Source organism: Parashewanella sp. 2210YD4-3, from assembly GCF_056591735.1.
Map to the genome: position 1 here is coordinate 64128 of NZ_JBWQOG010000003.1, position 26449 is coordinate 90576.

Annotated in this window: 20 protein-coding genes, 1 tRNA gene and 1 riboswitch; of the genes, 13 read left to right on the forward strand and 8 right to left on the reverse strand. The window is 39.3% G+C overall.

What is annotated here, in order from left to right:
- Nucleotides 1–282 precede the first annotated feature (282 nt).
- The gene (locus AC1EU0_RS05535) at nt 283–1212 is read left to right on the forward strand and encodes a GGDEF domain-containing protein (RefSeq protein WP_480301048.1); all 930 of its coding nucleotides are present in this window, start codon (nt 283–285) and stop codon (nt 1210–1212) included.
- Nucleotides 1206–2216, forward strand: a complete 1011-nt coding sequence (locus AC1EU0_RS05540) for a helix-turn-helix transcriptional regulator (protein ID WP_480301050.1) — start codon at nt 1206–1208, stop codon at nt 2214–2216. Before AC1EU0_RS05535 ends, AC1EU0_RS05540 begins: the two co-directional genes overlap by 7 nt.
- Here the strand turns inward: AC1EU0_RS05540 and AC1EU0_RS05545 are convergent.
- Nucleotides 2213–3403 (reverse strand): hypothetical protein, encoded by a 1191-nt coding sequence (locus AC1EU0_RS05545; RefSeq protein WP_480301052.1) that lies wholly within the window; start codon nt 3401–3403, stop codon nt 2213–2215. The two genes, AC1EU0_RS05540 and AC1EU0_RS05545, sit on opposite strands and share 4 nt — an antisense overlap.
- Before the next feature lie 258 nt (nt 3404–3661).
- A riboswitch (TPP riboswitch) is annotated at nt 3662–3780 on the forward strand.
- A 126-nt stretch (nt 3781–3906) separates the two neighbouring features.
- On the opposite strand from AC1EU0_RS05545, the gene thiC reads away from it, so the two are divergent.
- The 6 genes from thiC (at nt 3907) to thiH (ending at nt 10642) form a co-directional block, all read left to right on the forward strand.
- Nucleotides 3907–5922: a phosphomethylpyrimidine synthase ThiC gene (thiC, locus tag AC1EU0_RS05550; RefSeq protein WP_480301054.1), complete on the forward strand. Its 2016-nt coding sequence runs from the start codon at nt 3907–3909 to the stop codon at nt 5920–5922.
- A gap of 8 nt (nt 5923–5930) precedes the next feature.
- A complete protein-coding gene (gene thiD, locus AC1EU0_RS05555) occupies nt 5931–7505 on the forward strand; it encodes a bifunctional hydroxymethylpyrimidine kinase/phosphomethylpyrimidine kinase (protein WP_480301056.1) in 1575 nt (524 codons plus the stop codon).
- On the forward strand, nt 7502–8263 hold the full coding sequence (locus AC1EU0_RS05560; protein WP_480301057.1) for a HesA/MoeB/ThiF family protein: 762 nt from the start codon (nt 7502–7504) through the stop codon (nt 8261–8263). Before thiD ends, AC1EU0_RS05560 begins: the two co-directional genes overlap by 4 nt.
- Nucleotides 8260–8481: a sulfur carrier protein ThiS gene (thiS, locus tag AC1EU0_RS05565; RefSeq protein ID WP_480301059.1), complete on the forward strand. Its 222-nt coding sequence runs from the start codon at nt 8260–8262 to the stop codon at nt 8479–8481. Before AC1EU0_RS05560 ends, thiS begins: the two co-directional genes overlap by 4 nt.
- A gap of 60 nt (nt 8482–8541) precedes the next feature.
- Nucleotides 8542–9324, forward strand: a complete 783-nt coding sequence (locus tag AC1EU0_RS05570; RefSeq protein ID WP_480301060.1) for a thiazole synthase — start codon at nt 8542–8544, stop codon at nt 9322–9324.
- Nucleotides 9325–9529: 205 nt separating this feature from the next.
- A complete protein-coding gene (gene thiH / locus AC1EU0_RS05575; protein WP_480301062.1) occupies nt 9530–10642 on the forward strand; it encodes a 2-iminoacetate synthase ThiH in 1113 nt (370 codons plus the stop codon).
- 73 nt (nt 10643–10715) lie between these two features.
- Here the strand turns inward: thiH and AC1EU0_RS05580 are convergent, their stop codons facing one another.
- Nucleotides 10716–13874: a TonB-dependent receptor gene (locus tag AC1EU0_RS05580; protein ID WP_480301063.1), complete on the reverse strand. Its 3159-nt coding sequence runs from the start codon at nt 13872–13874 to the stop codon at nt 10716–10718.
- Between the two features lie 173 nt (nt 13875–14047).
- Here AC1EU0_RS05580 and AC1EU0_RS05585 point away from each other — a divergent pair, with 173 nt between their 5' ends.
- Nucleotides 14048–14839 carry a S1/P1 nuclease gene (locus tag AC1EU0_RS05585; RefSeq protein WP_480301065.1) on the forward strand — a complete coding sequence of 264 codons (792 nt, stop codon included), beginning with the start codon at nt 14048–14050 and terminating at the stop codon, nt 14837–14839.
- A 52-nt stretch (nt 14840–14891) separates the two neighbouring features.
- On the opposite strand, the gene AC1EU0_RS05590 is transcribed toward AC1EU0_RS05585, so the two are convergent.
- Nucleotides 14892–16445 (reverse strand): lytic transglycosylase, encoded by a 1554-nt coding sequence (locus AC1EU0_RS05590; RefSeq protein WP_480301067.1) that lies wholly within the window; start codon nt 16443–16445, stop codon nt 14892–14894.
- 146 nt (nt 16446–16591) lie between these two features.
- Entirely contained in the window at nt 16592–17368 is a 777-nt protein-coding gene (gloB, locus tag AC1EU0_RS05595) for a hydroxyacylglutathione hydrolase (RefSeq protein ID WP_480301069.1), read from the reverse strand.
- Nucleotides 17369–17434: 66 nt separating this feature from the next.
- Here gloB and AC1EU0_RS05600 point away from each other — a divergent pair, with 66 nt between their 5' ends.
- Entirely contained in the window at nt 17435–18142 is a 708-nt protein-coding gene (locus tag AC1EU0_RS05600) for a class I SAM-dependent methyltransferase (RefSeq protein ID WP_480301071.1), read from the forward strand.
- Here the strand turns inward: AC1EU0_RS05600 and rnhA are convergent.
- Nucleotides 18139–18609 carry a ribonuclease HI gene (gene rnhA, locus AC1EU0_RS05605; RefSeq protein ID WP_480301073.1) on the reverse strand — a complete coding sequence of 157 codons (471 nt, stop codon included), beginning with the start codon at nt 18607–18609 and terminating at the stop codon, nt 18139–18141. The genes AC1EU0_RS05600 and rnhA overlap by 4 nt on opposite strands.
- A 61-nt stretch (nt 18610–18670) precedes the next feature.
- Here rnhA and dnaQ point away from each other — a divergent pair, with 61 nt between their 5' ends.
- The 3 genes from dnaQ to AC1EU0_RS05620 all read left to right on the forward strand — a co-directional run bounded on the left by dnaQ (nt 18671) and on the right by AC1EU0_RS05620 (nt 20922).
- Nucleotides 18671–19399 carry a DNA polymerase III subunit epsilon gene (gene dnaQ, locus AC1EU0_RS05610; protein ID WP_480301074.1) on the forward strand — a complete coding sequence of 243 codons (729 nt, stop codon included), beginning with the start codon at nt 18671–18673 and terminating at the stop codon, nt 19397–19399.
- A 6-nt stretch (nt 19400–19405) separates the two neighbouring features.
- Nucleotides 19406–20722: a TIGR03503 family protein gene (locus AC1EU0_RS05615; protein WP_480301075.1), complete on the forward strand. Its 1317-nt coding sequence runs from the start codon at nt 19406–19408 to the stop codon at nt 20720–20722.
- A gap of 123 nt (nt 20723–20845) precedes the next feature.
- Nucleotides 20846–20922 (forward strand) — tRNA-Asp (locus AC1EU0_RS05620).
- Between the two features lie 154 nt (nt 20923–21076).
- Here the strand turns inward: AC1EU0_RS05620 and adhE are convergent.
- The 3 genes from adhE to ansA all read right to left on the reverse strand — a co-directional run bounded on the left by adhE (nt 21077) and on the right by ansA (nt 26347).
- Nucleotides 21077–23677: a bifunctional acetaldehyde-CoA/alcohol dehydrogenase gene (adhE, locus tag AC1EU0_RS05625; RefSeq protein ID WP_480301077.1), complete on the reverse strand. Its 2601-nt coding sequence runs from the start codon at nt 23675–23677 to the stop codon at nt 21077–21079.
- A 238-nt stretch (nt 23678–23915) separates the two neighbouring features.
- Nucleotides 23916–25085 carry an ankyrin repeat domain-containing protein gene (locus AC1EU0_RS05630; protein ID WP_480301079.1) on the reverse strand — a complete coding sequence of 390 codons (1170 nt, stop codon included), beginning with the start codon at nt 25083–25085 and terminating at the stop codon, nt 23916–23918.
- Nucleotides 25086–25339: 254 nt separating this feature from the next.
- Nucleotides 25340–26347 carry an asparaginase gene (ansA, locus tag AC1EU0_RS05635; RefSeq protein ID WP_480301081.1) on the reverse strand — a complete coding sequence of 336 codons (1008 nt, stop codon included), beginning with the start codon at nt 26345–26347 and terminating at the stop codon, nt 25340–25342.
- Between the last annotated feature and the right edge of the window lie 102 nt (nt 26348–26449).

Below are 26449 nucleotides of genomic sequence, written 5' to 3' on the forward strand. Positions count from 1 at the left end.
GAGATGTGGCAAAGGTAGGAAATAATGTTTTCATTTTTGTGACCGAAATATTTCGTCTTTGTTTAACTTGTGTTTTAACTCCAGTTTTGGGGTAGGTTTGAGCCAAATTGACTGCTTTGAAACTCTTTGGGTATCTACTTTTGTCTCTAAAAGACTGAGGTGTTTAGTTAAATATGATAATTAGGTGAGCTGATTTGACTGCAAAGCTAACTCGAAGGGTAGTAATAAATACTTAACATCATATGGTTAATTTGATCTTACGTTCAGTAAGGTTTCAAGAAAATGAAATTCGGAGTTAATTCGATCAACTGGAGTTTGTTATCAGTGATCATCGTGGCATTACTTCTTCCCGTTGTACTCATGTTGCAATCTTTACCAATCAAACAGAGCGTCTCTGTCGATTGGTTGGATATTATTACTGAGGGGGCACTATTCGGGGTAAGTTTTTGCTGGCTACTGGTGGTATATAGCGCAAGACCAAAAGGGCGGGTTACCAATCTGCTTCTAATTGGTCTTAGTATTTACATTTTCGGTTGCTACTTAGATATTTTAGACGAAATCTTTATTCGTAATGATTTAGGCGTTGCACTGAATATCATAGAGAAATTACCCACACCTCTTGGGTTAACCATTCTAACCTTTGGCTTATGGCAGTGGCGTCTAGAGCAAAGGGTTATTAATCAACAGTTACATAACCGTGAGCAGTTTATTAGACAGCACCATTTAGTTGATCCTCTCACCCAGCTTAATGACATTCGAGGGTTTGAAGTTCATTTAAAGCACTCTCTTGATAAAGGTTCAAAGTTTGGGTTAGTAATGTTTGATTTAGATAATTTCACAGAATTTAATCAAACCCACGGTATGGCCAATGGTGATAAGTTCCTTAATGAGGTCAGCCATTGGTTAAGTTATCGTTCTCGCAATTGTGATTTAATTTGTCGATACGCGGGGGATAGATTCATCGCAATGATTGATTCGAGTGATGATTATTTTATCCCAGTTTTGGCGCAGGAAATCACGGAGTCATTGAAAGCTCAGAAAATTCAAGTCAGTAGCTCTTGGATGCTTCCGACTGAAATACAATCAGTTAAAAACAACCAATGCTTTGAAGATGAAATCATGTTGTTCCGATTGATTGGTGTTTTAAACCAAAAAATGGAAACCATCAAATTTAGCAATACAGTAGTAAATGAATGGAAGCTGCAATGCTAGAGCCTGCGTTTTACCGTGATAAGTCCCTCAGATGCCAACCACTTGTTGCAAGTATGGTGGCATTGTTTAAACAGAGAGGGATTGCGGCAGACAAACTTCTTAAAGGGACGGGGGTTTTTGTTGCTGATTTGAAGCAAATTGACAAGTTGTTATCCCCACAGCAATTAAACCAATTAATTGAAAATGCCTTAAAACTTTGGAAGGGCGATGATCTATCGTTTTTACTAGGACAATTTTGGTTAGCTGAGCAATCACAAGAGCTTGCATCTGGTCTTATTTCAGCTAGTGATATTCCTCAGGCATTTGTTTTTTGGAATCAATTTAAGTGGCTAACTCATCCTTGGCTACAGATACATTTATTAGAGACGCAAGATTATTGGCATGTCATTTTTAGCCTTGATGTTGGCGCTCATCAACATCAAATTTTTTTTTATGAAAATCTGTTTGCAACCTTTCAGTCAATCTATAAACAGATGACTAAGCAGCAGCTCAAGGCGGTATACAGTTTTCCATACGCACAACCTAAGCAGCTCGCTTATTATCATAAATATTTTGGTCAGGATATAGAATTCTCTGCGCCCGTTTGCAGAATGTCAATTTGTAAAACCGCTCTGCAACCTGTGTATTCTCGAATTAGACACAATTCGTCTACAAGGTTAATTGAGCATAATGTATACAAGGTTTTAAAAGAGCAGCCTTTTCGTAAAGGTCTGCAGGGTTATATACGCAAGCAGTTAAAACAAAACAGAGTTAGCTTAGATGAAATGGCCGAGCAACTATCATTAAGTCCTGCTTCTTTGAAAAGAAGGTTGAAAGAGTACCATACGAGCTACCAAGCTTTGCAGGACGAGGCTCAGTTAATCAATGCCTTGATGGCTTTGTCTCAACATGAACCAAATGATGTAGCCAAGCAATTGGATTATAGAGACAGTAGTAATTTTCGTCGTACTTTTAAACGTTGGACAGGAGAGTTACCAAGCAATTATCGGTTGTGGTTGGCTTAACTCTCGTCTTTCCTGCTCAGGCTTTCACTACCAGAGATGGTACAACTCGGTGAACCATTATTACGGAAATAAACTCGTTCATTCTGGCTTTCTTGTTCAGGATTTTCTAAGGACATATATTGAGAAGCACCTTTCTCGTTTTTATCAAGTAATGCGTGTGATAACGAGGCATATTTAAGATCTTCAGGAACAAGCTTATCTGTTTTAAAGTGTTTCCAATGTGGGATAACTTCTGTAGCAAGGCTATGTTTTATACTTCTACGCAGAAAAAACGGCAATGCTCTATACATTTCATCCCAGTCCTTGTATACGCTTAAGGTTTGAGGGCAACATTTAAGAATCGCTTTAATGGTATCTATCAGTCCGTTTTTAGTTGCAATGACTAAAGGAGTGCCTAAAGGTTTCACCTTAGAGTCGCTCTGGAGAGCTCTAAGCCGAGATGTTTGATCAAATCCTTTAGCCTCTTCGGTTAGACCAAGAAGAGTTGCAATTAACCCTGACTGCTTTCTATCAATTGCATAATGCAATATTGACGTACCATGTCCATTTAAAATAAAGGGGTTCATTCCTTCCTGTAACATTCGATTTAGGGCTTTAGAGCTGCACGGGTAAGCTTTGATAATATTACCAATAAAGTCCATATCATTTATGACTGGAAAAGATAAATCAACACCTTCAGAAACTTTGGCTTCCACATCTTGCCATTTCCTCGTTGCGACAAGAGAGTTAAGGCTCAAAGTAGCTTTTAGCTGACTTTGTAATTGTTTGAATATTGAACATGTGGACGTTTCTTCACTTTGATTTAGATTAAGGGAAAGGATGAACTGTTGCCCTTTAGCATTAAGCATTAACTTATCGCCATATTTCGATTCTACAAAAACCCTGTTGAATTGATATGTTGAAGCACTAACAACAAATGTCGGCTTATAAGTAAGAGCAAGCGGAATCTCAGATATTTCGTTATAAGAAAAAAATTTTAATACATAAGGCCTGATCGTAGGGTCACTTTTATCAACAGTGAGTGCGAAAAATAGAGTTTTACCAGATGGTATCGTCATTGCAACACAGATCGTATCTTCACTGTCTACTAGGGAAAATCTGGTTAACACTTCAGATGTAAAAGTATTATTCAATGCATAAAAATACTTTGCTGGTTTTGCTTGGATTGGCATGTCAGCTGAAGCCATAGGCTCCTCTTGTTAATTGAAAGTATTTATATTTGTGTATTTTATAGAGTATTTTGAATTACTGAAGATAAATGAATAATAATTCACGCAAAAGAGATTTGTCGAATCTCGATAGTTAGAATTGCCATGTGAATTTTTGCCAAACTTCATAATTTTTAACTTCAAAACCAGTTGATAATACATTTAAATTATGAATATACTAATTGCGCTCAAACTTCTGAAGCTTTCAGGTTTTGAGCGCTACCAATAGATATTGGTAAACACTTGTCGGAGTGCCTAAATGGCTGAGATCGCACTTTCCATATTTGGAATAAAAAGCGGGATCCGTTGAACCTGATTGGGTTAAGACCTACGAAGGAAACAAGAAAAATTGAATTAAAGGATTAACATTCACTCTTAATGGGTGTGTATTCTTTACCATTCACTTTTCCAGTCAATACATCAGACCTTATTGGACACCAGACAAGCAAACTCAAAGAATTACAATTATTGTGAGATTGCTTATGAGCACCAACACTCGAAACGAAAGCCTTCATTCAGAAGGTCATTTTGAAAACAGTAACAAACAACCGCAAACTCGTCGTGAACGCCGCGAATATGCAGAGCAGTACATCAACAACTTAAGACCAGAGCAATTTCCCAACTCTGAAAAAATCTATGTAGAAGGTAGCCGACCTGATATTCAAGTCGGTATGCGCCGAATACATCAAACTGATACTATCCTTGGTGGTAGTAAAGAAAACCCGATTACCGAATCAAATCCACCCATTGATGTTTATGATTGTACTGGTCCATATTCAGACTTTAATTATGAAATTAATGTTCATAAGGGATTAAAACAAGTACGAAAAGGCTGGATTGAAGAACGTGGAGATACGGAGTTATTACCAAAAGTATCTTCTCAATATACTCAGCAACGTCTTGCTGATGACGGATTAGATCACATTCGTTTTGAAGATTTACCGACTCCTCGAAGAGCTAAAAAAGGTAAGTGTGTTACCCAAATGCATTATGCCCGCCAAGGCATTATTACGCCTGAGATGGAATACATTGCCATACGTGAAAACATGGGGCGTGCAGAATTAGCAAAAACTGAGCTAGGAAAACGGGATAAAGGCGAGAGCTTTGGTGCCATTATGGAGCCGATTACTCCTGAATTTGTACGTTCAGAAGTGGCTCGTGGTCGTGCTGTAATCCCATCAAACATTAACCACCCTGAAGCTGAACCTATGATCATGGGTCGTAACTTCTTGGTAAAAGTAAACTCCAACATTGGTAATTCAGCGGTAACGTCTTCAATTGAAGAAGAAGTCGAGAAGATGATTTGGTCAGTAAAATGGGGCGCTGATACTCTGATGGATCTGTCAACGGGGCGTTATATTCACGAAACCCGTGAGTGGCTGGTTCGTAACTGTCCTGTACCTGTTGGTACAGTACCCATTTATCAAGCGCTTGAGAAAGTGAACGGTGTTGCCGAAGACCTAACTTGGGAAGTATTTCGCGATACTTTGATTGAACAAGCTGAGCAAGGTGTCGATTACTTTACTATTCACGCCGGCGTATTACTTCGTTACGTACCTATGACGGCTAAACGTGTAACAGGCATTGTTTCTCGTGGTGGTTCTATTATGGCGAAGTGGTGTTTGAGTCATCACAAAGAAAGCTTTTTATATACTCACTGGCGTGAAATTTGTGAAATTTGTGCTGAGTATGATGTTTCACTGTCCATCGGTGACGGTATGCGTCCCGGCTCAATTGCAGATGCCAACGATGAAGCGCAGTTTGCTGAGTTAGAAACCCAAGGTGAGTTGACCAAAATCGCGTGGGAATACGATGTTCAGGTATTCATCGAAGGCCCTGGTCATGTGCCAATGCACAAGATCAAAGAAAACATGGAAAAGCAGCTTAAACATTGTGATGAAGCGCCTTTCTATACACTAGGCTGTCAAGTAACTGATATCGCACCGGGTTATGATCACTTCACTTCTGCAATGGGGGGAGCGCAAATAGCTTGGTATGGTGTGGCAATTCTTTGTTATGTCACACCAAAAGAGCATTTAGGCTTACCGAATAAAGAAGACGTTAAACAGGGGATGATTGCCTACAAGATTGCTGCTCATGCGGCTGACGTTGCAAAAGGGCATCCAACTGCGCAGATCCGTGATAATGCACTTTCTAAAGCACGTTTCGAATTTCGCTGGGAAGATCAAATTAACTTAGCTCTGGATCCTGATACCGCCAAGGCGTATCACGATGAAACGATGCCGCAAGAATCGGCTAAAGTGGCACATTTTTGCTCGATGTGTGGACCTAAGTTCTGCTCAATGAAGATCACTCAGGACGTTCGTGAATATGCTGCATCTTTAGAGTCAGAGGCTAAGAAAGTAGAAGTACAAAACCATCAAAATTATGTAAATGCGGTTGAAGCTGAAGTAATGGCTGGTTTTGAGCAAAAGGCTAAAGAGTTCAATGAATCAGGGGCTGAAGTTTACCACTCTCTTGAGTCAGAAGAAGCGTAGGAGGCACAATGGCTTCTTACAAAAACGAAACTACAGGGTGCATTCCGTGCCCTGTAGTTTGGACCATAGCGGGCTCGGACAGCGGTGGCGGAGCAGGGATTCAAGCGGATTCAGCGACCATTAATGATTTAAACAGTCATGCTTGTACTGTGATCACTTCTGTGACTGCGCAAAGTAGTGTTGCAGTAGATTTAGTTGAACCGGTTTCACAGCAATTGCTACAGCAACAACTGGATACTCTTGATGCTGATTTACCTCCACAAGCCATAAAAATTGGCTTGCTGGTGGACCAACAGCAAATTCTACTCATAGCTAATTGGTTAAAGCAAAAGCGAACTGATTTTCCAGACTTAGTCGTGGTGCTCGATCCTGTTTTAATCGCCAGTAGTGGTGATAGTCTTGCTGAATCGAAAGGCTTAGATTTTGCTCCTTTAAAAGGTTTAATTGATGTAATTACGCCTAATTTTTACGAGTTACAACAGTTATCAGAATGTAGCTTCTCAAATAAAAGAGACATAGTTACCGCCGCTAGCGCATTATCAAGATCTTTATCGTGCAGTGTGTTGGCTAAAGGTGGTGATAACCCTGAGTTTGTGGATAGTAAGCAATCAATGGATTTGCTTGTTTGTCAGCAAATTGAGCATTGCTCGGACAATCATATTAATGCTGAATTTTGGTTTTCCAGTGAGCGTGTAGATACAACAAATAATCATGGCACGGGTTGTACTTTGTCATCCGCCATTGCCGCAATATCTGCACACGGATATACCATCTTAGATGCTGTTGCTATTGCCAAAGCTTATGTGACAAAAGGCTTAACTCAAAGTTATCAATTGGGAAAAGGCCCCGGTATTTTAGCTAGAACAGGTTGGCCAAAAGAGATTGAATATTTTCCAGTAATTACTTCGACTCAATCGGAGCTGGTTGCAACTAAACCTGTAAAAGGTTTCAAGCCGTTAGATATCGAATTAGATGTTTATCCGGTTGTAGGTAATGTTGAGCTGATAGAGGCTTTATTGAAATCTGGCTGCACAACAATTCAATTAAGGCTTAAAGCGGAAGATCTGAACGATAAAGAATCTGAATGGTTAGAAGCTCAAGTTATTAAGGCGATTGAGTTAGGCAATCAATATAAAGTACAAGTGTTCATCAATGATCATTGGCAGCTGGCTCTTAAACATGGCGCTTTTGGTATTCATCTTGGGCAAGAAGATGTGATTGGCGTTGATTTACACGCTATATCTGATGCTGGTATAGCATTGGGCTTATCAAGTCACGGTACTTTTGAAGCTTTACTGGCCTATCAGTTACAGCCCTCCTATTTAGCGATAGGTCATATTTTCCCAACAACAACGAAAGACATGCCCTCTTTACCACAAGGCTTAGTAAAGCTTCATCAAAATACTAAGTTGTTTAACGGCCATGTGCCGTTGGTCACTATTGGTGGAATCAACAAAAGCAATTTAATGAGTACCAAAACAACTGGGGTTGATTCTGTTGCCGTAGTAAGAGCGATCACCCAAGCCGAATCACCCAAAAATGCTTTTAAGGAGTTAAAAGCCATGTGGTTGGAGGGAGTATGATCACGGATACCGATTTCATGCGCTACTCAAGGCAAATATTATTGCCAGAAGTCGGAGAGCAAGGACAGTTAAAGTTGAAACAAGCATCAGTGGTAGTGATTGGTGTTGGCGGCTTAGGCACATTGGTTGCTCACTACTTAGCAGCGGCAGGCGTTGGAAAAATTCACTTATTTGATGGAGATAGCATTGAGTTAAGCAACCTTCCAAGGCAACTATTGTTTTCTGATGACGATATTGGACTTAACAAAGCTGAAACTGCGGCTGAAAAGCTCTGGGCACAGTATGGCAATTTTGACATCAAGGTAACTGATCTGCACTTCGATACGCAAACTCAGACTCATATTGATAAAGATGTTTCGGTCGTCATTGACTGCTGCGATAATTTTACTGCAAGGCGAAGTATTAATCGCTTTTGTGTCGAAAATCAAAAGCCTCTTGTTTCTGTAGCAGTAGCTAACTTCAACTTACAAGCCATGGTCTATCAACCTGCTAGTTCAGGTTGCTATCAATGCCTGTTTCCTGACTCAACGGAAACTACTGAAAACTGTGCCACCGTTGGCGTGTTGGGGCCTATGGTAGGTATTGCGGCGTCGATGCAATCGCTTTTAGCCGTAAAGTTAATATTAGGCATACCAAATATATCAGGGAAACTGTGGCACTTTGACGGATTAAATTTCAATTGGTTTTCAGCCAAATTAGAACAAGATCCATCGTGTCCTGTTTGTAATAAGCAACAATTCAAAGAGGAATGTGCGTGATCCAAGTTAATTATAATGGTGAGCCAATCAAGATTAATGAGAACAGCACCATTCTATCCGCCATTGAGCAAGCCATTTTACTCAATGATGAACAAATAAGTTTAAAAAGTATTGCTGTCGTTTATAACAGTAAGGTACTACCAAGAAGATTATGGACTGAAACTGTTTGTCAGCAAAGTGACGAGTTACAAGTCTTTCAAGCAGTGGCAGGAGGATAGGTAAGTACCCATGCAAATGAACATCAAAATTATTCGATTACATCCACAAGGGTACTTACTATGCTAACGATAGCCGATCATCAATTTCAATCAAGGTTGTTTACTGGCACGGGGAAGTTTAGAAATTCAAAGCTGATGTTGGATTCGATAAAAGCATCAGAAAGTCAGCTAACTACATTGGCTATGAAGCGTATTGATGCTGAAAATGGTACTGATGATTTAATGCAACCTTTGTTGGATTCTGGTGTTAAGTTGCTGCCTAATACTTCGGGCGCTCGCAATGCCAAAGAGGCAATATTTGCTGCAGAACTTTCACGGGAATTGTTTAAAACTAACTGGGTTAAATTAGAAATTCATCCTGATCATCGTTATCTGATGCCAGATCCAATTGAAACATTGCAGGCAGCAAAAGAGTTGATAGAACAGGGCTTTGTGGTTCTACCTTATGTACATGCAGATCCTGTTTTGTGTTGCCGATTACAAGAAATTGGTATTCATGCAGTCATGCCTTTGGGGAGTCCAATTGGAAGTAATCAAGGATTGGTATCGGAAGAATTTCTCAAAATTATTATAGAACAAGCTCATGTACCTGTCGTAGTTGATGCAGGCATTGGTGCGCCTTCTCAAGCCGCCAGAGCCATGGAGTTAGGTGCTGATGCTGTTCTTGTAAATACTGCAATTGCTAGCAGTTCAGATCCAATCACTATGGCGAAATGTTTCAGAGATGCCGTAAATGCAGGTCGCTTAGCTTATGAAGCTGGGTTAGGAGCGGTATCAAGCAAGGCGCATAATACGAGCCCATTGACCGGGTTTTTACATGATAGCCAGTTGTTACCTGTATAGTGTTCTGTTTGAAATAAAGAGAATCTGAGAAATGAATATACTAGAGGGGAAGAATAGTGAGAACGCCAACGGAAGCGCACATCCATGTGCTGACGACCGTGACATCCTGTCACGGACGGTTGATTTATCTCACTATCCCTCCCATCAGGGTTTTGGTCATCAGTCTTAGATACAGGCTTTTGTTTGTATTCTGTGAGAAATAAATATGAGCTTTACAGAAAAATTTAATCAAATCGATCGTGACGATTTGAAGCTTAGGCTTTATTCAAAAACTCAAAGGGATGTTGAGCGAGCATTACAGCGTCCAGAGCGTAACTTGGATAACTTGATGGCGCTTTTGTCTCCGGCTGCCGAAGATTATATCGAGCAAATGGCACAAGGTTCCGTCGCTTTAACTCGTCAGCGCTTTGGTTCGAACATTGGCATGTATTTACCCATGTATTTATCAAATTTATGCGCTAATGAATGTGATTATTGTGGTTTCAGCATGAGTAATCGCATTAAGCGTGTGATCCTTAATGAAGAGGAAATCGAAGCAGAGTGCAAGATCTTAAAATCTTGGGGAATAGATTCGATTTTATTGGTTTCAGGTGAGCACGAAACCAAAGTTGGCATCGAATATTTCAAAAAAGTAGTTCCCCAAGTTAAAAAGCACTTTAGCCATGTAGCGATTGAAGTGCAGCCGCTTATGGAAGATGAATATCATCAATTGGTTGAGTTAGGGTTAGATGCTGTAATGGTGTATCAAGAAACTTATCAACCTCACACTTATGCTCAACACCATTTACGTGGTAACAAATCCAGATTCGATTATCGATTAGAAACACCGGATAGATTAGGTAAGGCTGGTGTCGATAAAATCGGGCTAGGGGTTTTGCTTGGTCTAGATGATTGGCGACTCGATGCGTTAATGATGGGCTACCACCTAGATTATATGGAAAAGAAATACTGGCGCAGCCGTTATAGTATTTCCTTACCCAGACTTCGTCCGTGTGTTGGTGGTGTGCAACCTAAAGTAGAATTAAGCGATGTAGGTTTAGTCCAACTAATATGCGCCTTTAGATTGTTTAATCCGCAACTTGAAATCAGTTTATCTACTCGTGAAGAAGCAGGATTTAGAGAAAATCTGTTACCTCTTGGAATCACACATGTGAGTGCTGGTAGCTCAACGGAGCCCGGTGGCTATTTGCATCCCAAAACTGAATTGTCACAGTTTGAAATCAGTGATGAGCGAGGCGTTTTAGAATTTGCTGATGTGATGCGGGAGAGGGGATTGAATCCAGTGTTTAAGGATTGGGAAGGAGAGTGGGTTAGCTAGTTTTTGATTTAATTTTTTTGCATTAAAAAAGCCAGTCAGAGACTGGCTTTTTGTTATCAGGTTCTAAGTGATATTAGAACTTGTACTTAACACCAACGTTCATCTGCCATGTAGACTTGTTTACGTTGTAAGTGTTGTAGTTCTTTGTATCAATCGCATCTTGACCAAATGGAATAGTATACTCGTATACTCCTTTACCATTATTACCACCAGGAACAAATTTATGATCAACTAAGATTTTGTTACTGAAGCGTTGGTACTCAACACGTCCCCAATCTTTATTCAGCAAGTTAAGAACATTGCGAATATTGAAGTAAAACTCACCTTTATGATCTTCAGTAAACCCTGGTACTTCTTGAGTAAACTTAAAGTCTAGCTGATGAGTCCATGGTTGGTTGCTCGCGCCTTTAGGTACAATCTTACCTGCATACTTATCAAGACCAATTTCTTTGACAGCAGCTAAGAATTGATCGTAGGTTAAACCACCTTTGAATTTAACATTTGGATCATTCGGTCCTGTTGGGATGTAAGGAAGATATGCATCTGATCTTGAGAAGCCTCGTTGATCACCAAGAGCTGTATCATTATGAGAGCCTAGCACCCATGAAAGAGGGCGACCTTTCTTTATGTTATAGAATAAATTAAAGCGTGAGCTATAACCGGCAAAGAATTCTTTCTCATATCCCATGGTTAGAGAAAAGCGATGTGGTGTTTCAAAGTTACCTGTACCAAGTGTTGGTGCATTACGGTCATATTGTGTAATTGCATATTGGTAGTTTGAAACGGCCCGTGAAGATGTTCCTGGGAAGCCTTCTTTAACATCACTATAAGAGTATGTAAATCTGAAATCTAAGCCGAAATCCCAAGCTTTAGCTGTAGTTAAAGACCAGTTAAAGCTACGTCCGCTCTTATCTGCATTTGTAAGAAGAATATCACGACGGTCAGTTTTCTTACCTGTCAATGGATCGAACGTTTCATAAACTTGACGACCAGTTCCATCTACTTTTAACTTTTTACGTGCTAAATCTTTCCATGCAAGATCATTTTCACGTTTGATGAACAAGAGTTCAGTACCGAAGAACCAGTTTTCTCCTAACGCACCAAGATCCCATGTAGTATCCGCTGCTATGTTAAAGCGCCAATCTGATGGAAGTTCGAAGTTAGGATCTAGTGCATTAACGTCACCATCACCACCAGCTAATCCATCGTGTGCACCTTGAGGTACTTTAGAGAAGTCAGGAGTACCAAAACTGTCTTTCCAACCACCACGGTATGAAAGCAAAGTTACCCCATCATTTGAAAAGCTGTTTGCAATCCATACATTCGGTGAACCACCAGTATAACGACCAATACCACCTCTCAAGGTAACATTATCAGTTAGTGTGTAGTTAAAGCCGGCACGTGGTAACCAAATATCTAAACCATCCAAGGTTAGATTGTTTGCAAAACCATAGCGTTTTTGGAAATTGCTATTCAGTTTTGGTGCATTATCCATAGAAATGGTTTCGTAACGTAAACCAAATTGAAGCTCTAAATCATCATTAACAGTCCAAACATCTTCTGCCCATAAAGCGATGTTTTGAACATCTAATTTTGCTGCAATTTCATTGCGGTTTTTTGATGCTGCATTGTTGTATCTGAATCCATCAACTTTAGCATTTTTGAAATCTTCGATTGAATCGAATGACCAAGAACCTAATACATCAGATGCAAAAAGGTTAAATACATCTAGATCACTGTAGTTGATACCGAAACCAATGAGATGGTCACCTAGGACATAGTCACCAGCAAAAGCAATTTCTAATTTTTGGTTGTTAAGTTCGTTAGCTTGTCTGAAACGCTCAGTACCAAAGTTAACAGTACCTTTTGCAGTTCTAACTGAAACACTACCTATATTAAGTGGGTTTAGCGGACTTACTGTTGATGTAGTATCTTTATGAGCAATCTTTATTTCGGTAGAAAAATCATCAGACCAATCGCTATAAACGTTTAAACCATAAGTTTCTAGCTTTTCATTCTTATTATAAGTATGACTAGATAGGTTCAGGTTTGTTTCATTACTTGTTGCAGACGTTCTATTACCATCTGTATTTTGGTACGTTAATGATGCACGATGATCATCATTGATTTCCCAATCAAGTTTCAGGATAAGTTTTTCATCTTCTTCAACAGGAGTAGAGTCGAAACTACCAATGTTATCTAGTCCATATTTAGATTTTGCAATAGAAACGACTTCATCGAATTCAGCTTTGGTTACACGGCTATCATTTGCAAAGCCTTGACCTGCTGGACCATATTCTTGTTTTTGAGGAGCATCAAATTTTTCATAGCTACCGAAGAAAAACAATTTGTCTTTGATGATAGGTAGGCCGATGGTTCCACCAAATGTAGTTTCCTCAAAGTCTTGCTTAACTTTAGTGCCATCTTCTTGACGGCCATCACCAGCTAAAGAGTCATTAGTAGTTTGCCAGAAAAGAGTACCATCAACTTCGTTAGTTCCAGACTTTGTGATTACGTTAATTTGTGCGCCAGTAAAGCCACCACGACGAGCAGAAAACGGAGAGGTGTCAAGTGCAACACTTTGTACAGCGTCAATTGATATTGGTGAGCGCTGAGTAGGGTAACCATTTGAATTCAAACCGAAGTCATCATTTTGCTGGATACCATCAACTACAAATGAGTTGTAACGTGGGTTCATACCTGCAACTGAAAGACTGATGCCGTCTGAGTCAAGGTTTGCGAATGGGTTTTGGCGAAGCGTGTCTTTTAAGTCACGGTCAAGGCCTGGAGAGTTCTCGATTGCTTTTGCACCATAGTATTGAGAGTCACCTAGTCCGATAATTGCTTGTGAATTTCCAGCAACAGTGATTCTTTCAATATGTTCTTGGCTAGCAAGAGAACGGTTTAAACGGAATGTTTCACCAACATTTAAGTAAACATTCTCAATAGTGTCATCAGCTAATGATTCAGAGTCTAAGATGATCTTATATGGACCACCAACGCGTAGACCCCTTGCGCTGAAGTTACCATTGCCATCAACTTTTACTTTAGTGATAGAACCTGTTGGTTCGTGGACAATAGATACAGTAACATCGTTTACAGCCACACCTGATGTATTAGTAATATGCCCTCTCATATTACTTGCGGTATCAGCCATTGCTGGAGCAGCAAGGCCGTACGCCATACACAAGGCTAAGGCTACAGAGCTTATTTTACGATTTCGCGTTTTCATCGCTTTATTTCCCTTTACGTAGGTATTTAGGTTATTTATCTTGGTGAATTTTAAACATCTGTTAATTACAGGTTTATGACACTTCTTATTCGGTGCGTATTTTGATACCTTTGCAACAATTTTGCAATCTAGGTCACAGAATTTTTGCTGAAATAAATGTAAGAGGTTAAAAAGTGATAAATCAAAAAATTGGATGTTTGCTGGTTTCTGGTCTGATGTGTGGGATGGGGATTTCGAATAGCTATGCACACGGGCAAAATGGACATCGAATTATTGGTGAGATAGGGCAGTTAAATCTAACTCCTAAGGCTAAGCAAAAAATATTGGTAATTACCAATGGTATGCCACTGGCAAAGCTTTCTACCTGGGCTGATGAAATACGCTCTTCTAGTAAGTGGGACCACGCTTCTCCGTGGCACTATATCAGCGCTGATACGGAAGCTGATTTAACTGGAAATAATCGTAATCCCAAAGGTGATATTTTATCCACTTTAAATGCATTGGAGCAGAAGCTTAAAAATCCAAGACTGTCTAAAAAGCAAAAATGGGAGTCACTGGCTTTTTTTATTCACATGGTCGGTGATTTACATCAACCGCTTCATGTAGGCTTTGCTGAAGATAGAGGTGGTAACAGAGTTCAAGTAAAGTGGTTTAATGAGAATTCAAATTTACATCGAGTATGGGACACTCATTTGATTGATAATCAAAAATTAAGTTATAAAGAGTATGTGGAATTTTTACCTCTAACATCTAAAGAAAAAATAGATTGGCAACAAGGAACGTATTTGGATTGGGCTAAGGAATCTCTTAGATATAGAGATCAAGTTTACCAATTTGACAGAGTTGAAAAAGGTATTCCAAAACTAGGTTATAAGTATATCTATAAAAACCGTGAGCTTTCAGAGCAGCGTCTAAAACAAGCTGGAATTCGTTTAGCCTATAAGCTTAATCAAATTTTTAAATGATCGAGTTGATTGGATATGCAAAACAATGGCTGCATTATGCAGCCATTGTGGTTTAGCTTGAGTAGTTGGTTACATCAACATAAAGACTTAAGGTCTGTCCGGGTTGTAAATACTTTTTAGCATCAAGTTGGTTCCATTTAACTAAATCTTTAATACTTACTTTAAATTTGTTTGCAATTCTTGCCAAAGAATCACCATTTCGTACTTTATAGTTTACAGTTCTAATGACCCCAGATTTCTTACCTTTTTTCAGCCAAACTACTAATTTTTTGCCGACACTCAAAGTATCCCTTGGCGCCATGTGATTCCATCGTGCTAAAGACGTCGTCTTTACTTTAAATTGGCGGGCGATTGTCCATAATGAATCACCAGATTTTACGCGGTAATTGACTTTCACTTGCCCACGGGGGGTATTTTGTTTTTGCGCTAATCGCGAAGGTAGAGATAAGGTGTAATCTTCTCTTTCCCTCGCTGATACAGGTATTAATAAATGTTTACCAACAACAATGGTGTTGCTATTTAAATGATTCGCTTTTTTTATGAAACCAATTGATGTGTTATGGCGTTTTGCTATAAGGCCTAAATTGTCACCTGATTTGATTTTATAACGTGTCCATTTTAAACGCTTTTCAGGGCCGTTTTCATTTAGTGCAAGCTCAAAGCGTTCAGCATTTTCAACTGGGAATAATAGGTTGTAAGTTCCATCAGGCCCAGTAGCCCAGCGATTAAAGCCTGGATTTAGTTTATAAAAGTCGTCAATGCTCAAACCTGCAAAGTCAGCAGCCAAAGCAAGATCTATTTGAGAATCGATTTGCACCACTTTTAATTGAGGTTTGTTTGGAATTGGGGCTAATTTTAAGCCGTACTTGTCTGAATGTTTGATAATATCAGCTAAAGCAAGCAATTGAGGAACATAACGTTCTGTTTCCGTGGGTAAATCTAAACCCCAAAAACTGGTGCTTTTACCTTCACGTCGATTGTTTCTTGCTGCGCGTAGTACTCGACCTTCACCTGTATTGTATGCTGCGATTGCATATAGCCAGTTACCTTTGGTTTTTTTATGAAGGTATTCAAGCATATCGAGAGCTGCAATAGTCGCAGCATAGACATCTCGTCGACCGTCATACCACCAATCAATATCTAGTCCGAAATGACGTGCCATAGGTGAGGTAAACTGCCATAAGCCTGATGCTGAACCGTGAGAATAAGCAAAAGGATCAAAAGAGCTTTCCACAATAGGAAGTAGTGCAAGCTCAAGCGGCAAACCTCGTTTTTCAATCTCTTCTACGATCAAATACATAAAAGGTTGGGCACGCTCGGAAACTCTAAGTAAATGCTTTGGGTGTTTGAGATACCATTTTCGATATTGCTTGACTAACTTTTGATTTGGAACTTTAAATTGAAGCCCGTTTCGAATGCGTTGCCACATATCTATTTGAGTAACAGGTGTTGCGGTATGCTCGACTATGGGTTTTGTCTCTTGGATATCCAAGATCGCAGTTTGAACATTGGTTTCAGCTTTTTCTTTTGGGGCTGTATTAAACGTTGATTGACACCCAGTTAGTAGAACAAGGCTTCCTGCAAATAAGCAATGAGACACACGCATAAAAAATTGTTTTCTCCAAACTTCACATTACAAACATTCAACAAGTCAGATGAAGTTTGAAAGTATATTAGCTATTAATTTTTCGAGTATATATAGAAAATAAATAATATAAAGATCAAAAATTGGAATTGATTTTAACGGATTGGTTAAAAAATGTCTTTCCATTTTCTCAAATATGTGAAGCAATCTATCGTATCTAGCGAAGTTGAGAGGTTAAACTTTGTACTAACCTTGGATTGTATTTCCGCTTGGTCACATCGCAAAAATGGGTTTATTTCTAATTCTTTACCAATGGATGATGGTAATGTTATTTCACCGTTTTGTCGTTGTTGTTTAACTTGATCGTAATAATCGAGTAGCAAAGAATTACTTGGTTCAGCCACTAAGGCAAATGTTAAGTTACTTAAAGTGTACTCATGGGCACAAAACACTTTAGTCGCGGATGGTAGCACACTAAGCTTTTTAAGAGAATTGAACATTTGTTCTGCTGTTCCCTCAAAAATTCGGCCACAACCACCGCTGAATAAGGTATCGCCACAAAATAAATTCCCTTCGATTAGATAAGATATATGCTCAAGTGTATGACCTGTTACATTGATAACTTGTGCAGATACACCAAGCTCATTAATAAATATGGGAGTCTTATCATCTACAATATGGGTTACTTGAGGGATACGTTTTGAATCAGGTCCATATACTTGAATTTTGGCATCATAAGTTGAAAGTAGTTCTTCAATACCCCCTATATGATCGGCATGATGATGTGTAATTAATATGCCCACTAAAACCAGTTGTTGTTGTTCTAGAAATTTTATAACTTCTAATGCCGAGCCAGGATCGACAACAACCGCTTGTTTTTGTTGATTACTGATGCACCAAATGTAATTATCGTTAAAAGCGGGTATGGGCTGGATTGTAAGCATATATCTTAATATTGTTTTAGAATTCTTATTTAATAATATACCCAAAAGGAACTTTGAATAAAGACTATGATTACTTCTAAACCTAAGTCTTGGTTGGAACTGCCTAGTGGTGAGCAAGCACTCAGATCATTGAGTCCTTACATCAATGAGCAAATGTCGCAGTTTTTTGGATACCATCTATTAAAGCTTGGACCTTTGTCATCGGAGATAGATACTGCAAAATCAAGTATTGCACATCAATTCTCAATCTTGGAAAAAGGCAATGCAAGCTTATTGGCTGATTACACTCACTTGCCATTACAAAAACGTTCTATTGATTGTGTGTTAGCAGCATTATTATTGGAATTTGAAACGAATCCTTATCGAGTGTTACGAGAGGTGAGCAGAGTTTTGATCTCTGGTGGGCATTTAATTCTAGTTGGTTGCAATCCATTAAGTCCTCTTTTAATTGGTAAAGCCTCACCTAAACATCGTCAGTTATACCCATGGAGTGGTCGTTTTTTTACAGCGCATAGAGTGAGGGACTGGTTAGAGGTATTGGGATATCAAGTCATTGATCAGAAAAAAGAAGTTTATCACCCTTTGATAGGTAAATTTTCAGATAATAGCTTGTGGCAACAATGGATGAAAAATTGGTTACCTTTCTCAGGCTCATTTTATGTAATTATTGCTAAAAAGGTAGAGTGCCCTTTAACTCCTTCAAAAGCTTGGAAAAAGCAACGTGCCACCAACTGGTCGACGGCACCTAGTGCAGGTCGGGTGAATAGAGGTTAGGCTTGATATCCTTTATCTATTTGTGTGGGCTTCGCTTCGGCAGCTTCTCTGGCTAAGTCATCACAACGTTCGTTTTCAGCATGGCCAGCGTGACCTTTAACCCACTTCCAATCGATTTGATGTTGCTGCTGAGCTTTATCTAGTCGCTGCCACAAATCCACATTCTTAACAGGTGTTTTATTCGAGGTTTTCCAATTATTCTTTTTCCAATTGTGGATCCATTGAGTGATACCTTGGCGCATATATTGGCTATCACTTGTTAATGTCACTTGGCAGGGTTCTTTTAAGCTTTCAAGGGCAATGATGGGGGCCAAAAGTTCCATACGATTATTAGTGGTGTTTGCAAAGCCATCGCTCAATTCTTTACGATGTTGCTTAAAAGTCATCACAATACCATAGCCACCAGGACCGGGATTACCAAGACAAGAACCATCCGTAAAGATATTGATATGTTTCCGTTCTGCCATCAAATTGCTACCATAGTTAGATAATTACATCAGATTATACAAATTTTATTTATTTTAGCCTATGAATATTGTTTCTAAAGCGTCACGACAGATCATTCTCGATACTGAAACCACTGGTATGAACCAAGGTGGAGGGCCTGTTTATATTGGTCATCGAATTATTGAAATAGGGTGTGTCGAAGTGATTGACCGTAAATTAACGGGTCGCCATTTCCACGAATACATAAACCCTGGGCAGGAAATTGATGAAGAAGCAATTGCCGTCCATGGTATCACCAATGAAAGAGTGGCAGATTGTCCGAGATTCCATGAAGTTGCCCCAGCATTTCTCGACTTTATCCGTGGAGCTGAAATTGTGGCGCATAACGCTCCATTCGATATTTCATTTATGGACCATGAGTTTTCGTTATTAAACCCCAAAGGACCGGTTACCGAAGATATTTGCTCAATTGTTGACACCCTTGTTATTGCTAAGCATAAGCACCCAGGCGAACGAAACAGCCTCGATGCGCTATGTAAGCGCTATTTTGTAGATAATTCACGCCGTGAACTTCACGGAGCATTATTGGATGCCGAGATTCTAGCGGATGTATATCTGCTAATGACAGGTGGGCAAACAAAACTTAACCTAGCCGCTGATTCGGTTGGCACCGAAGCCGGTGGGATTAAACGCTTAGCAGCAGACCGACAAATGGGTAAAGTAATTCAAGCATCAGCCGATGAATTAGCTAAACATGCCGAACGACTAGAACTGGTCGGCAAAGGCGGAAAATGTCGTTGGAGCGATTAATCCCTTATGATTCGTGTTGTCTTATCTCTGATCTTGGTGTGGTCATTATCAGGAATACCTCTTTCTTGTTTAGCGAATGAAAATGATATATCTACAGCCAGTGAGCTAAAGAATCGTTTTCGAATTGATCATTTGGTTTCAAAAGTGACATTAGTGGTACAGCGGGAATTTGGCTCTCCACCTGTTGTTATTGTTCTACCAGATGGTCGAAAATGGTTTGCTCATCGTCATCCAGATACGGTTAAATGGAAAGACGGTATGACTGGCGATATGATTGAAATTACTCAACCTCAACCAGGTCCATGGCAGTTATTGGGGCGTATAGTAGAAGGTTCGAATATTACTAAGGTAAGCGATCTAAGTATTGAAGTAGAGCCTTTGCCGCAACCACTTTATGTCGGGGAGAGTATAAAAACAGTAGCAAGGCTAAAAGATAATGGATTGCAGATCCGATTGCCTGGCTTGGATTACTTAGTCGAATGGACGGTGAATTTTAAACGAATAGCTGAAGCAACTGAGAGTGAGCAACAGAAGATAATTGGTAATCGTCGAGTTGGTTCCTATAAAGATGATGGCAAACTGTTAGATGAAAAGCCTGACGACGGAGTATTTACTAGTCGATTTCATCTAGATCTTGAGCCTGGAAAGTACCTTTTTGATGTTAATGCCCATAATGATATCTTTGAGAGGCACTATAAAGAGCCTGTAGAATTGAAACCTATTCCTATTACTGCGTCTATTGTTCACCCATCATTCGATTCAGAAACTCGCTATATTCAGGTTAATAGTAATACTGATGAAATTCGGCCGTCTGAAACAATTGTTGAATATACAATCATGGGACCAAATAACATGAAGGAAAACTTTGTGGTTCAAGGGCTAGGTTCTATGAGAGAGCGCATTAAACTTCCCCATGTTGAGGCCTATGGTAATTATATAGTTTCAGTTGTGGCTGCAACTACAACTATTGGTGGACGTGAATTAGTACTTAAATTACCTGAAGTAGCTTTCAATCAGGAGCCTCCTCCAGCACCTTCAAAATCTGCTGTTGAAATTGCTAAAGAAAAAGCTCAACAAGCCAATGATAATGAAGAATCAGCTAAAAATACTATTTTGATGTGGGTAATAGGTTTTAACCTTTTATTTATAGTATTAGCTGTGATTACGATAATTGTGTGGCGGAAAATGCAAGTGAGAAAGGAAGCTATGAAAGCCGCAGAAAAAATGGTGTCAGAAGAAAGTGTAGAAAATGCTACAACTGGTTCTGACAGTTCTAACTTAAATGATATTGATTTAACCATGCCAGAAGAGTTCGAAAAGTAATATCTGATTTTTCGATTGAAATAAAGAATGGTTTCACACCTTGGTTAAAACGTAGGCGTTTGATTCTTTTGCTTGAAAAAAATATTGACGGTTTAAAAGTGTGACAGTAGTATTCAACCCATTGGAGCGGTAGTTCAGTTGGTTAGAATACCGGCCTGTCACGCCGGGGGTCGCGGGTTCGAGTCCCGTCCGCTCCGCCAAAATTTTAAAGCCTTGTCAGAAATGACAGGGCTTTTTTATTGGGTAAAAAATCAATATAGATGTTTGTACCAGTTACCATTAATTGGTATTACATCTACATAAATAAAAACCTCAGCCGAAGCTGAGGTTTTGAAGTCAATAGAAAGCTAAAGCTTATTCGTCTTTATAGTCGTTGCCATAGAAGCTATCTAATAGGATTTGCTTTAATTCGGCAATTAACGGGTATCTCGGGTTAGCGCCTGTACATTGATCATCAAATGCATCTTCTGCAATTTCATCCAGCTTAGCTAAGAAATCAGCTTCGTTTACTCCGGCATCTTTGATCGATGCTGGAATGCCAATCGTCGCCTTGATTTGTTCAATTTTTTCAATGAGCTTTTGGACTTTTTCGTCATCGGTACTACCTCCAAGACCAAGGTGGTCCGCAATTTCAGCGTAACGGCATAGTGCTTTAGGGCGATCATATTGACTGAAAGCAGCAATCTTCTTAGGCATATCGGTCGCATTGAAGCGGATCACGTTTGAAATTAACAAGGCATTAGCTAAACCATGCGGGATATGGAATTCTGCACCGATTTTGTGTGCCATTGAGTGACAAATACCTAAGAATGCGTTTGCAAATGCGATACCAGCAATAGTTGCACCATTGTGGACGCGTTCTCGTGCTACAGGTGCTGCTGCGCCTTTTTCGTATGACTCTGGTAAATATTCAGTAAGTAAGCTCAATGCTTGTAATGCCTGGCCGTCAGAGTATTCATTTGCCATTATGCTTACATAAGCTTCTAGTGCATGAGTAATAGCGTCAATACCACCAAATGCAGTTAAAGACTTAGGCATATCCATCACAAGATTAGGGTCGACAATTGCCATATTAGGCGTTAACTCATAGTCTGCAATTGGATATTTTTGGCCTGTAACTTCGTCAGTTACTACTGCAAAAGGAGTAACTTCTGAGCCTGTTCCTGATGTCGTTGGAATCGCAACCATAGTCGCTTTTTTACCCATTTTAGGGAACTTGTAAATACGTTTACGTATATCCATAAAGCGTAATGCAAGGTCTTCAAAATGAACATTTGGATGCTCGTACATTACCCATAAGATCTTAGCCGCATCCATAGGAGAACCACCACCTAGAGCAATGATTACATCAGGCTGGAAACTTTTAGCAACGTCAGCGCCATGCTTAACCACCGAAAGGGTAGGGTCGGCTTCAACTTCGTAGAATACTTCAGTTTCTAGACCTTGAGCTTTCAAAACCTTGATAGTTTCATCGCAATAACCGTTATTGAATAAGAATTTATCAGTAACGATAAGTGCACGTTTTTTATCGCTTAACTCTTCAAGTGCGATGGCTAAACTGCCTCTACGGAAATAAATTGAAGATGGTAACTTATGCCAAAGCATATTTTCAGCCCTCTTAGCAACGGTTTTCTTATTGATTAGATGGCTTGGGCCAACGTTTTCAGAAATTGAGTTACCACCCCAAGAACCGCAACCTAATGTTAATGAAGGTGCAAGCTTGAAGTTGTATAGATCACCAATACCACCTTGTGAAGCAGGCGTATTGATCAAAATGCGGGCGGTTTTCATACGGAAACCAAATTGTTTAACTCGTTCTTCTTGAGTATCTTGGTTAGTGTATAAACCAGAGGTGTGACCGATTCCCCCTAATGCTACAAGGTCTGCTGCTTTATCTAGTGCTTCTTCGAAGTTAGCCGCGCGATACATACCTAGAAGAGGTGATAATTTCTCGTGGGCAAAGGCTTCCAATTCAGAAATTTCGGTTACTTCACCAATAAGAACTTTTGTTGAGCTTGGAACTTTTATGTCAGCCATTTCAGCAATGGTCATTGCACTTTGACCAACGATGTCAGCGTTTAGCCCACCATTTTTCAAAATGACTTTCTGCATGGCTTTGGTTTCTTTCTTATTCAGAATATAACCGCCATGAGTGCCGAAACGCTCTTTAACTTGATCATAAATGCTATCAACAATAACAACGGCTTGTTCAGACGCACACACAACACCGTTATCAAACGTTTTTGACATTAAAATTGAACTTACTGCACGTTTAATATCAGCCGTTTCATCGATAATAATTGGTGTGTTACCTGCACCAACACCAATAGCAGGTTTACCTGATGAATAAGCAGCTTTAACCATGCCAGGGCCGCCAGTGGCTAGGATTAGGTTAATTTTATCGTGAGTCATTAACTGGTTTGAAAGGGCTACACTTGGTTCATCAATCCAGCCGATAATATCTTTTGGTGCACCGGCTTCAATAGCGGCATTTAATACTAAGCGGGCAGCTTCGGTAGTGGATGCTTTAGCTCTTGGGTGTGGAGAAAAGATAATGCCGTTACGTGTTTTTAAGCTGATTAATGCTTTAAAAATAGCTGTCGAAGTTGGGTTAGTGGTTGGGACAATACCACAGATGATACCAACAGGTTCGGCAATAGTGATAGTACCGAAGGTATGATCTTCTTCAAGAATGCCACAGGTTTTATCATCTTTATATTTGTTGTAAATATATTCAGATGCAAAGTGGTTCTTGATCACTTTGTCTTCAATGATACCCATGCGGGTTTCTTGGGCCGCCATCTTAGCAAGTGAAATCCTTGCATCAGCTGCAGCTAGTGCAGCAGCACGAAAGATTTTATCGACCTGTTCTTGGGAAAAGTTAGCGAATTCAGATTGGGCTTTGGCAACTCTTTCAACGAGTAGATCGAGTTCTTCAGCGTTAGTTACAGTCATGGAATGGATTCCTATAAAAATATTTAGCTAAATTCTTAAGGTTATTATTTGGCTAAATGTTCTTTTACTTACGAATTTACAGTTAAGCAGGGCTTAAGTCTGTGATCTATGTGGCAAAAGAAAAGTCTGTATGTAATTTTATTACACTTTGTAGTGAAATTGTGACTATTGGAGCATTACTAAGGCTTATATTTCAATCTAATTCTAAGAATTTAAAGTAAATTTTTAAGATTGGGAATCAATATGCAGATTTAACAAATTCTGACAGTTTAATTAAAATTCTTTTTGCTGAATCTAAGTGTGAGTTTTGTTGGTATCCATTTATATTCATCTTTAAGTGTTTATCGTAAGCCAGATTAGCTATTGCTAGCGGACTCTGATCTTTTTGATTTCTGATTGTCAGATTTAGATTAGGCGTAGCTAATAGGTCCGAAACGAGATCTAGATGAGAATATAAGCAAGCTGTGTGAATAGCGGTGTTTCCGTTGATGTCTTTACTGTTAACATTGATTCCCTGTTCCAATAAAGCACGAATTATTGGACGAAAGTTGCGTGACGCAGCAATGTTAAGTAGCTCAGCATTAAGCTTTGGGCTGAGTAACTCATCAGAAATGGCCAGTAGTGTTTTTAGTGCATTTAGGTTATTCGAATATACCGCAGTTCTAAGGTGTTGATCTCTTGGCTGGATACAGGGATGTTGAAGAAGTTTGTCAATCAACTTATTCTGATTTGCTTTGATTACTAGCGTTAATACGTCGAGATTTGTATCGTTTTCAAAATTAATATCAGTTTCGATGTTATCAGACAGTTTTGACACAAAGTCCCATGCTTCAAATATTGCAGCCGTTAATATTGGTGTATTGCCTCTATTATCAACGGCATTCACCTCACATTCATTATGGCTTTCAAAAATAGGCAATAATGAATATCGATCATATTGCGCCGCTATATGAAGAGGTGTTTTACCGTCATGGTCTACATCATTGATATCTGCGTGACGTTTTAGCAATAAATTGAATGTCTCAGGACTGTTGTTTAATGCACATACATGCAGCCAAGGAAACTGAAATTGTTTTAGTCGCTCAATGGCGACGCCAGCATCTAAGAGTTTATTCACTGCTTTTGTATTGTCATCACAAATTGACCGAAGCATGGCTGATTCAAGAGATTTGGGGCACAGTGCTCGAGCTAATAAAAAAGGCTCAATTTGTGCAATAATCTTAGGTTCAAACAATTCAATGGCGGTCCAACTATTTTTAGACTCATTTCTATGCTGTGGTTTGAGATCTTGATTAATAAAATCAGCAAATCTGCATTCCTTGGGCGTTTGTTTTATCAAGAGCAAATGTGAGGTTGGCAAAGTGCCAATCTCAGGATTATGAACTTGATATTTCTTCGTGTTTGCCATGGATCACATTGAGTTGAACAGTAAACCAAAAATTACTGCTGATTATTCTGTTATTTGATTGTGCAAGCTTAATTATGATTAGGGAAGTGAATATTTATTAATTGCGATTTCAGAAAAAAACACACTTATATAAGTTAAGGTACTGAAACTAAGGTGTAAAATAAGTTTTTATCATAATGGTAATATATTAAATAAGCATGAAAGAGAATGGTATTCAGCAAATATTAGGGTATTTGCTGAATATGATAAGTTGCTTAATCCATTTCACCACATAGATTTGTAGTAAAATCCTGTTTTACCTGTTCGGTTGTGAGGTCTCTTGACAATAGTATGTGAAGTTTGGCTAAAGCGGCTTCTATTGTTAGGTTGCCACCACTAATAACGCCTGCTGATGCAAGGGCATTGCCAGTGGCATATCCAGACATATTGACTCGTCCTTGAAAGCACTGAGTGAGATTTACCAAAATTATTCCACGCTCATTTGCTTCTTTTAATAATGAAAGTAGCTCAGGGCTTTCGGGGGCATTACCAACGCCAAAGCTCCTGATGATTAATGCCTTTACTGGCTGCAATAAAATGTTTTGGATTAATTCAGCAGATATACCAGGATAGAGCATCACCAAGCCAATTGGTTGTGGTTGGATGTCGATGACTTTCAGTGCTGATTTATTTTCGGGTAATGGCGTATTAATATGCTGTCGAATTTTAATACCTGCTTCAAGCAGTAATGGAAAATTAGGTGAGGCGAAGGCATCAAAGCCATCAGCGTGAGCCTTGGTTGTTCGATTTCCGCGAAACAGTTTGTTATTAAAGAATAAGCACACTTCAGCAATAGGGTGGTTAGCCGCTATATACAAAGCGTTCAATAAGTTTGCCTGTCCGTCAGAGCGTAATTGTGCCAAAGGGATTTGTGAGCCTGTTACGATAACCGGCTTTGTTAATCCTTCAAACATAAAAGATAATGCTGAAGATGTGTAAGCCATGGTGTCTGTACCATGTAAGATCACAAAGCCATCATAACTATCATAATTAGCTTTAATATCATCAGCTATCATTTGCCAATCTGCTGGCATCATATTCGAAGAATCAATTAACGGGCTGTATTCATTAATGGTGAAATTTGGCATTTCTTGATGATAAAACTCAGGCATGTTTTCAACACATTGCGTTAAAAAGCCAGCTACAGGCACAAAACCTTGCTGAGTTTGCTGCATACCAATTGTCCCGCCTGTATATGCAACGTAAATCGACTTCTTGCCCATACTATTCTCAATTTTTTGAAGTAATTAGATAGATCTTACTATTGGCCAATAAAAAAGGGCAACTCAAGTTACCCTTTTTTTGTTTTAATTATCCATAATTCA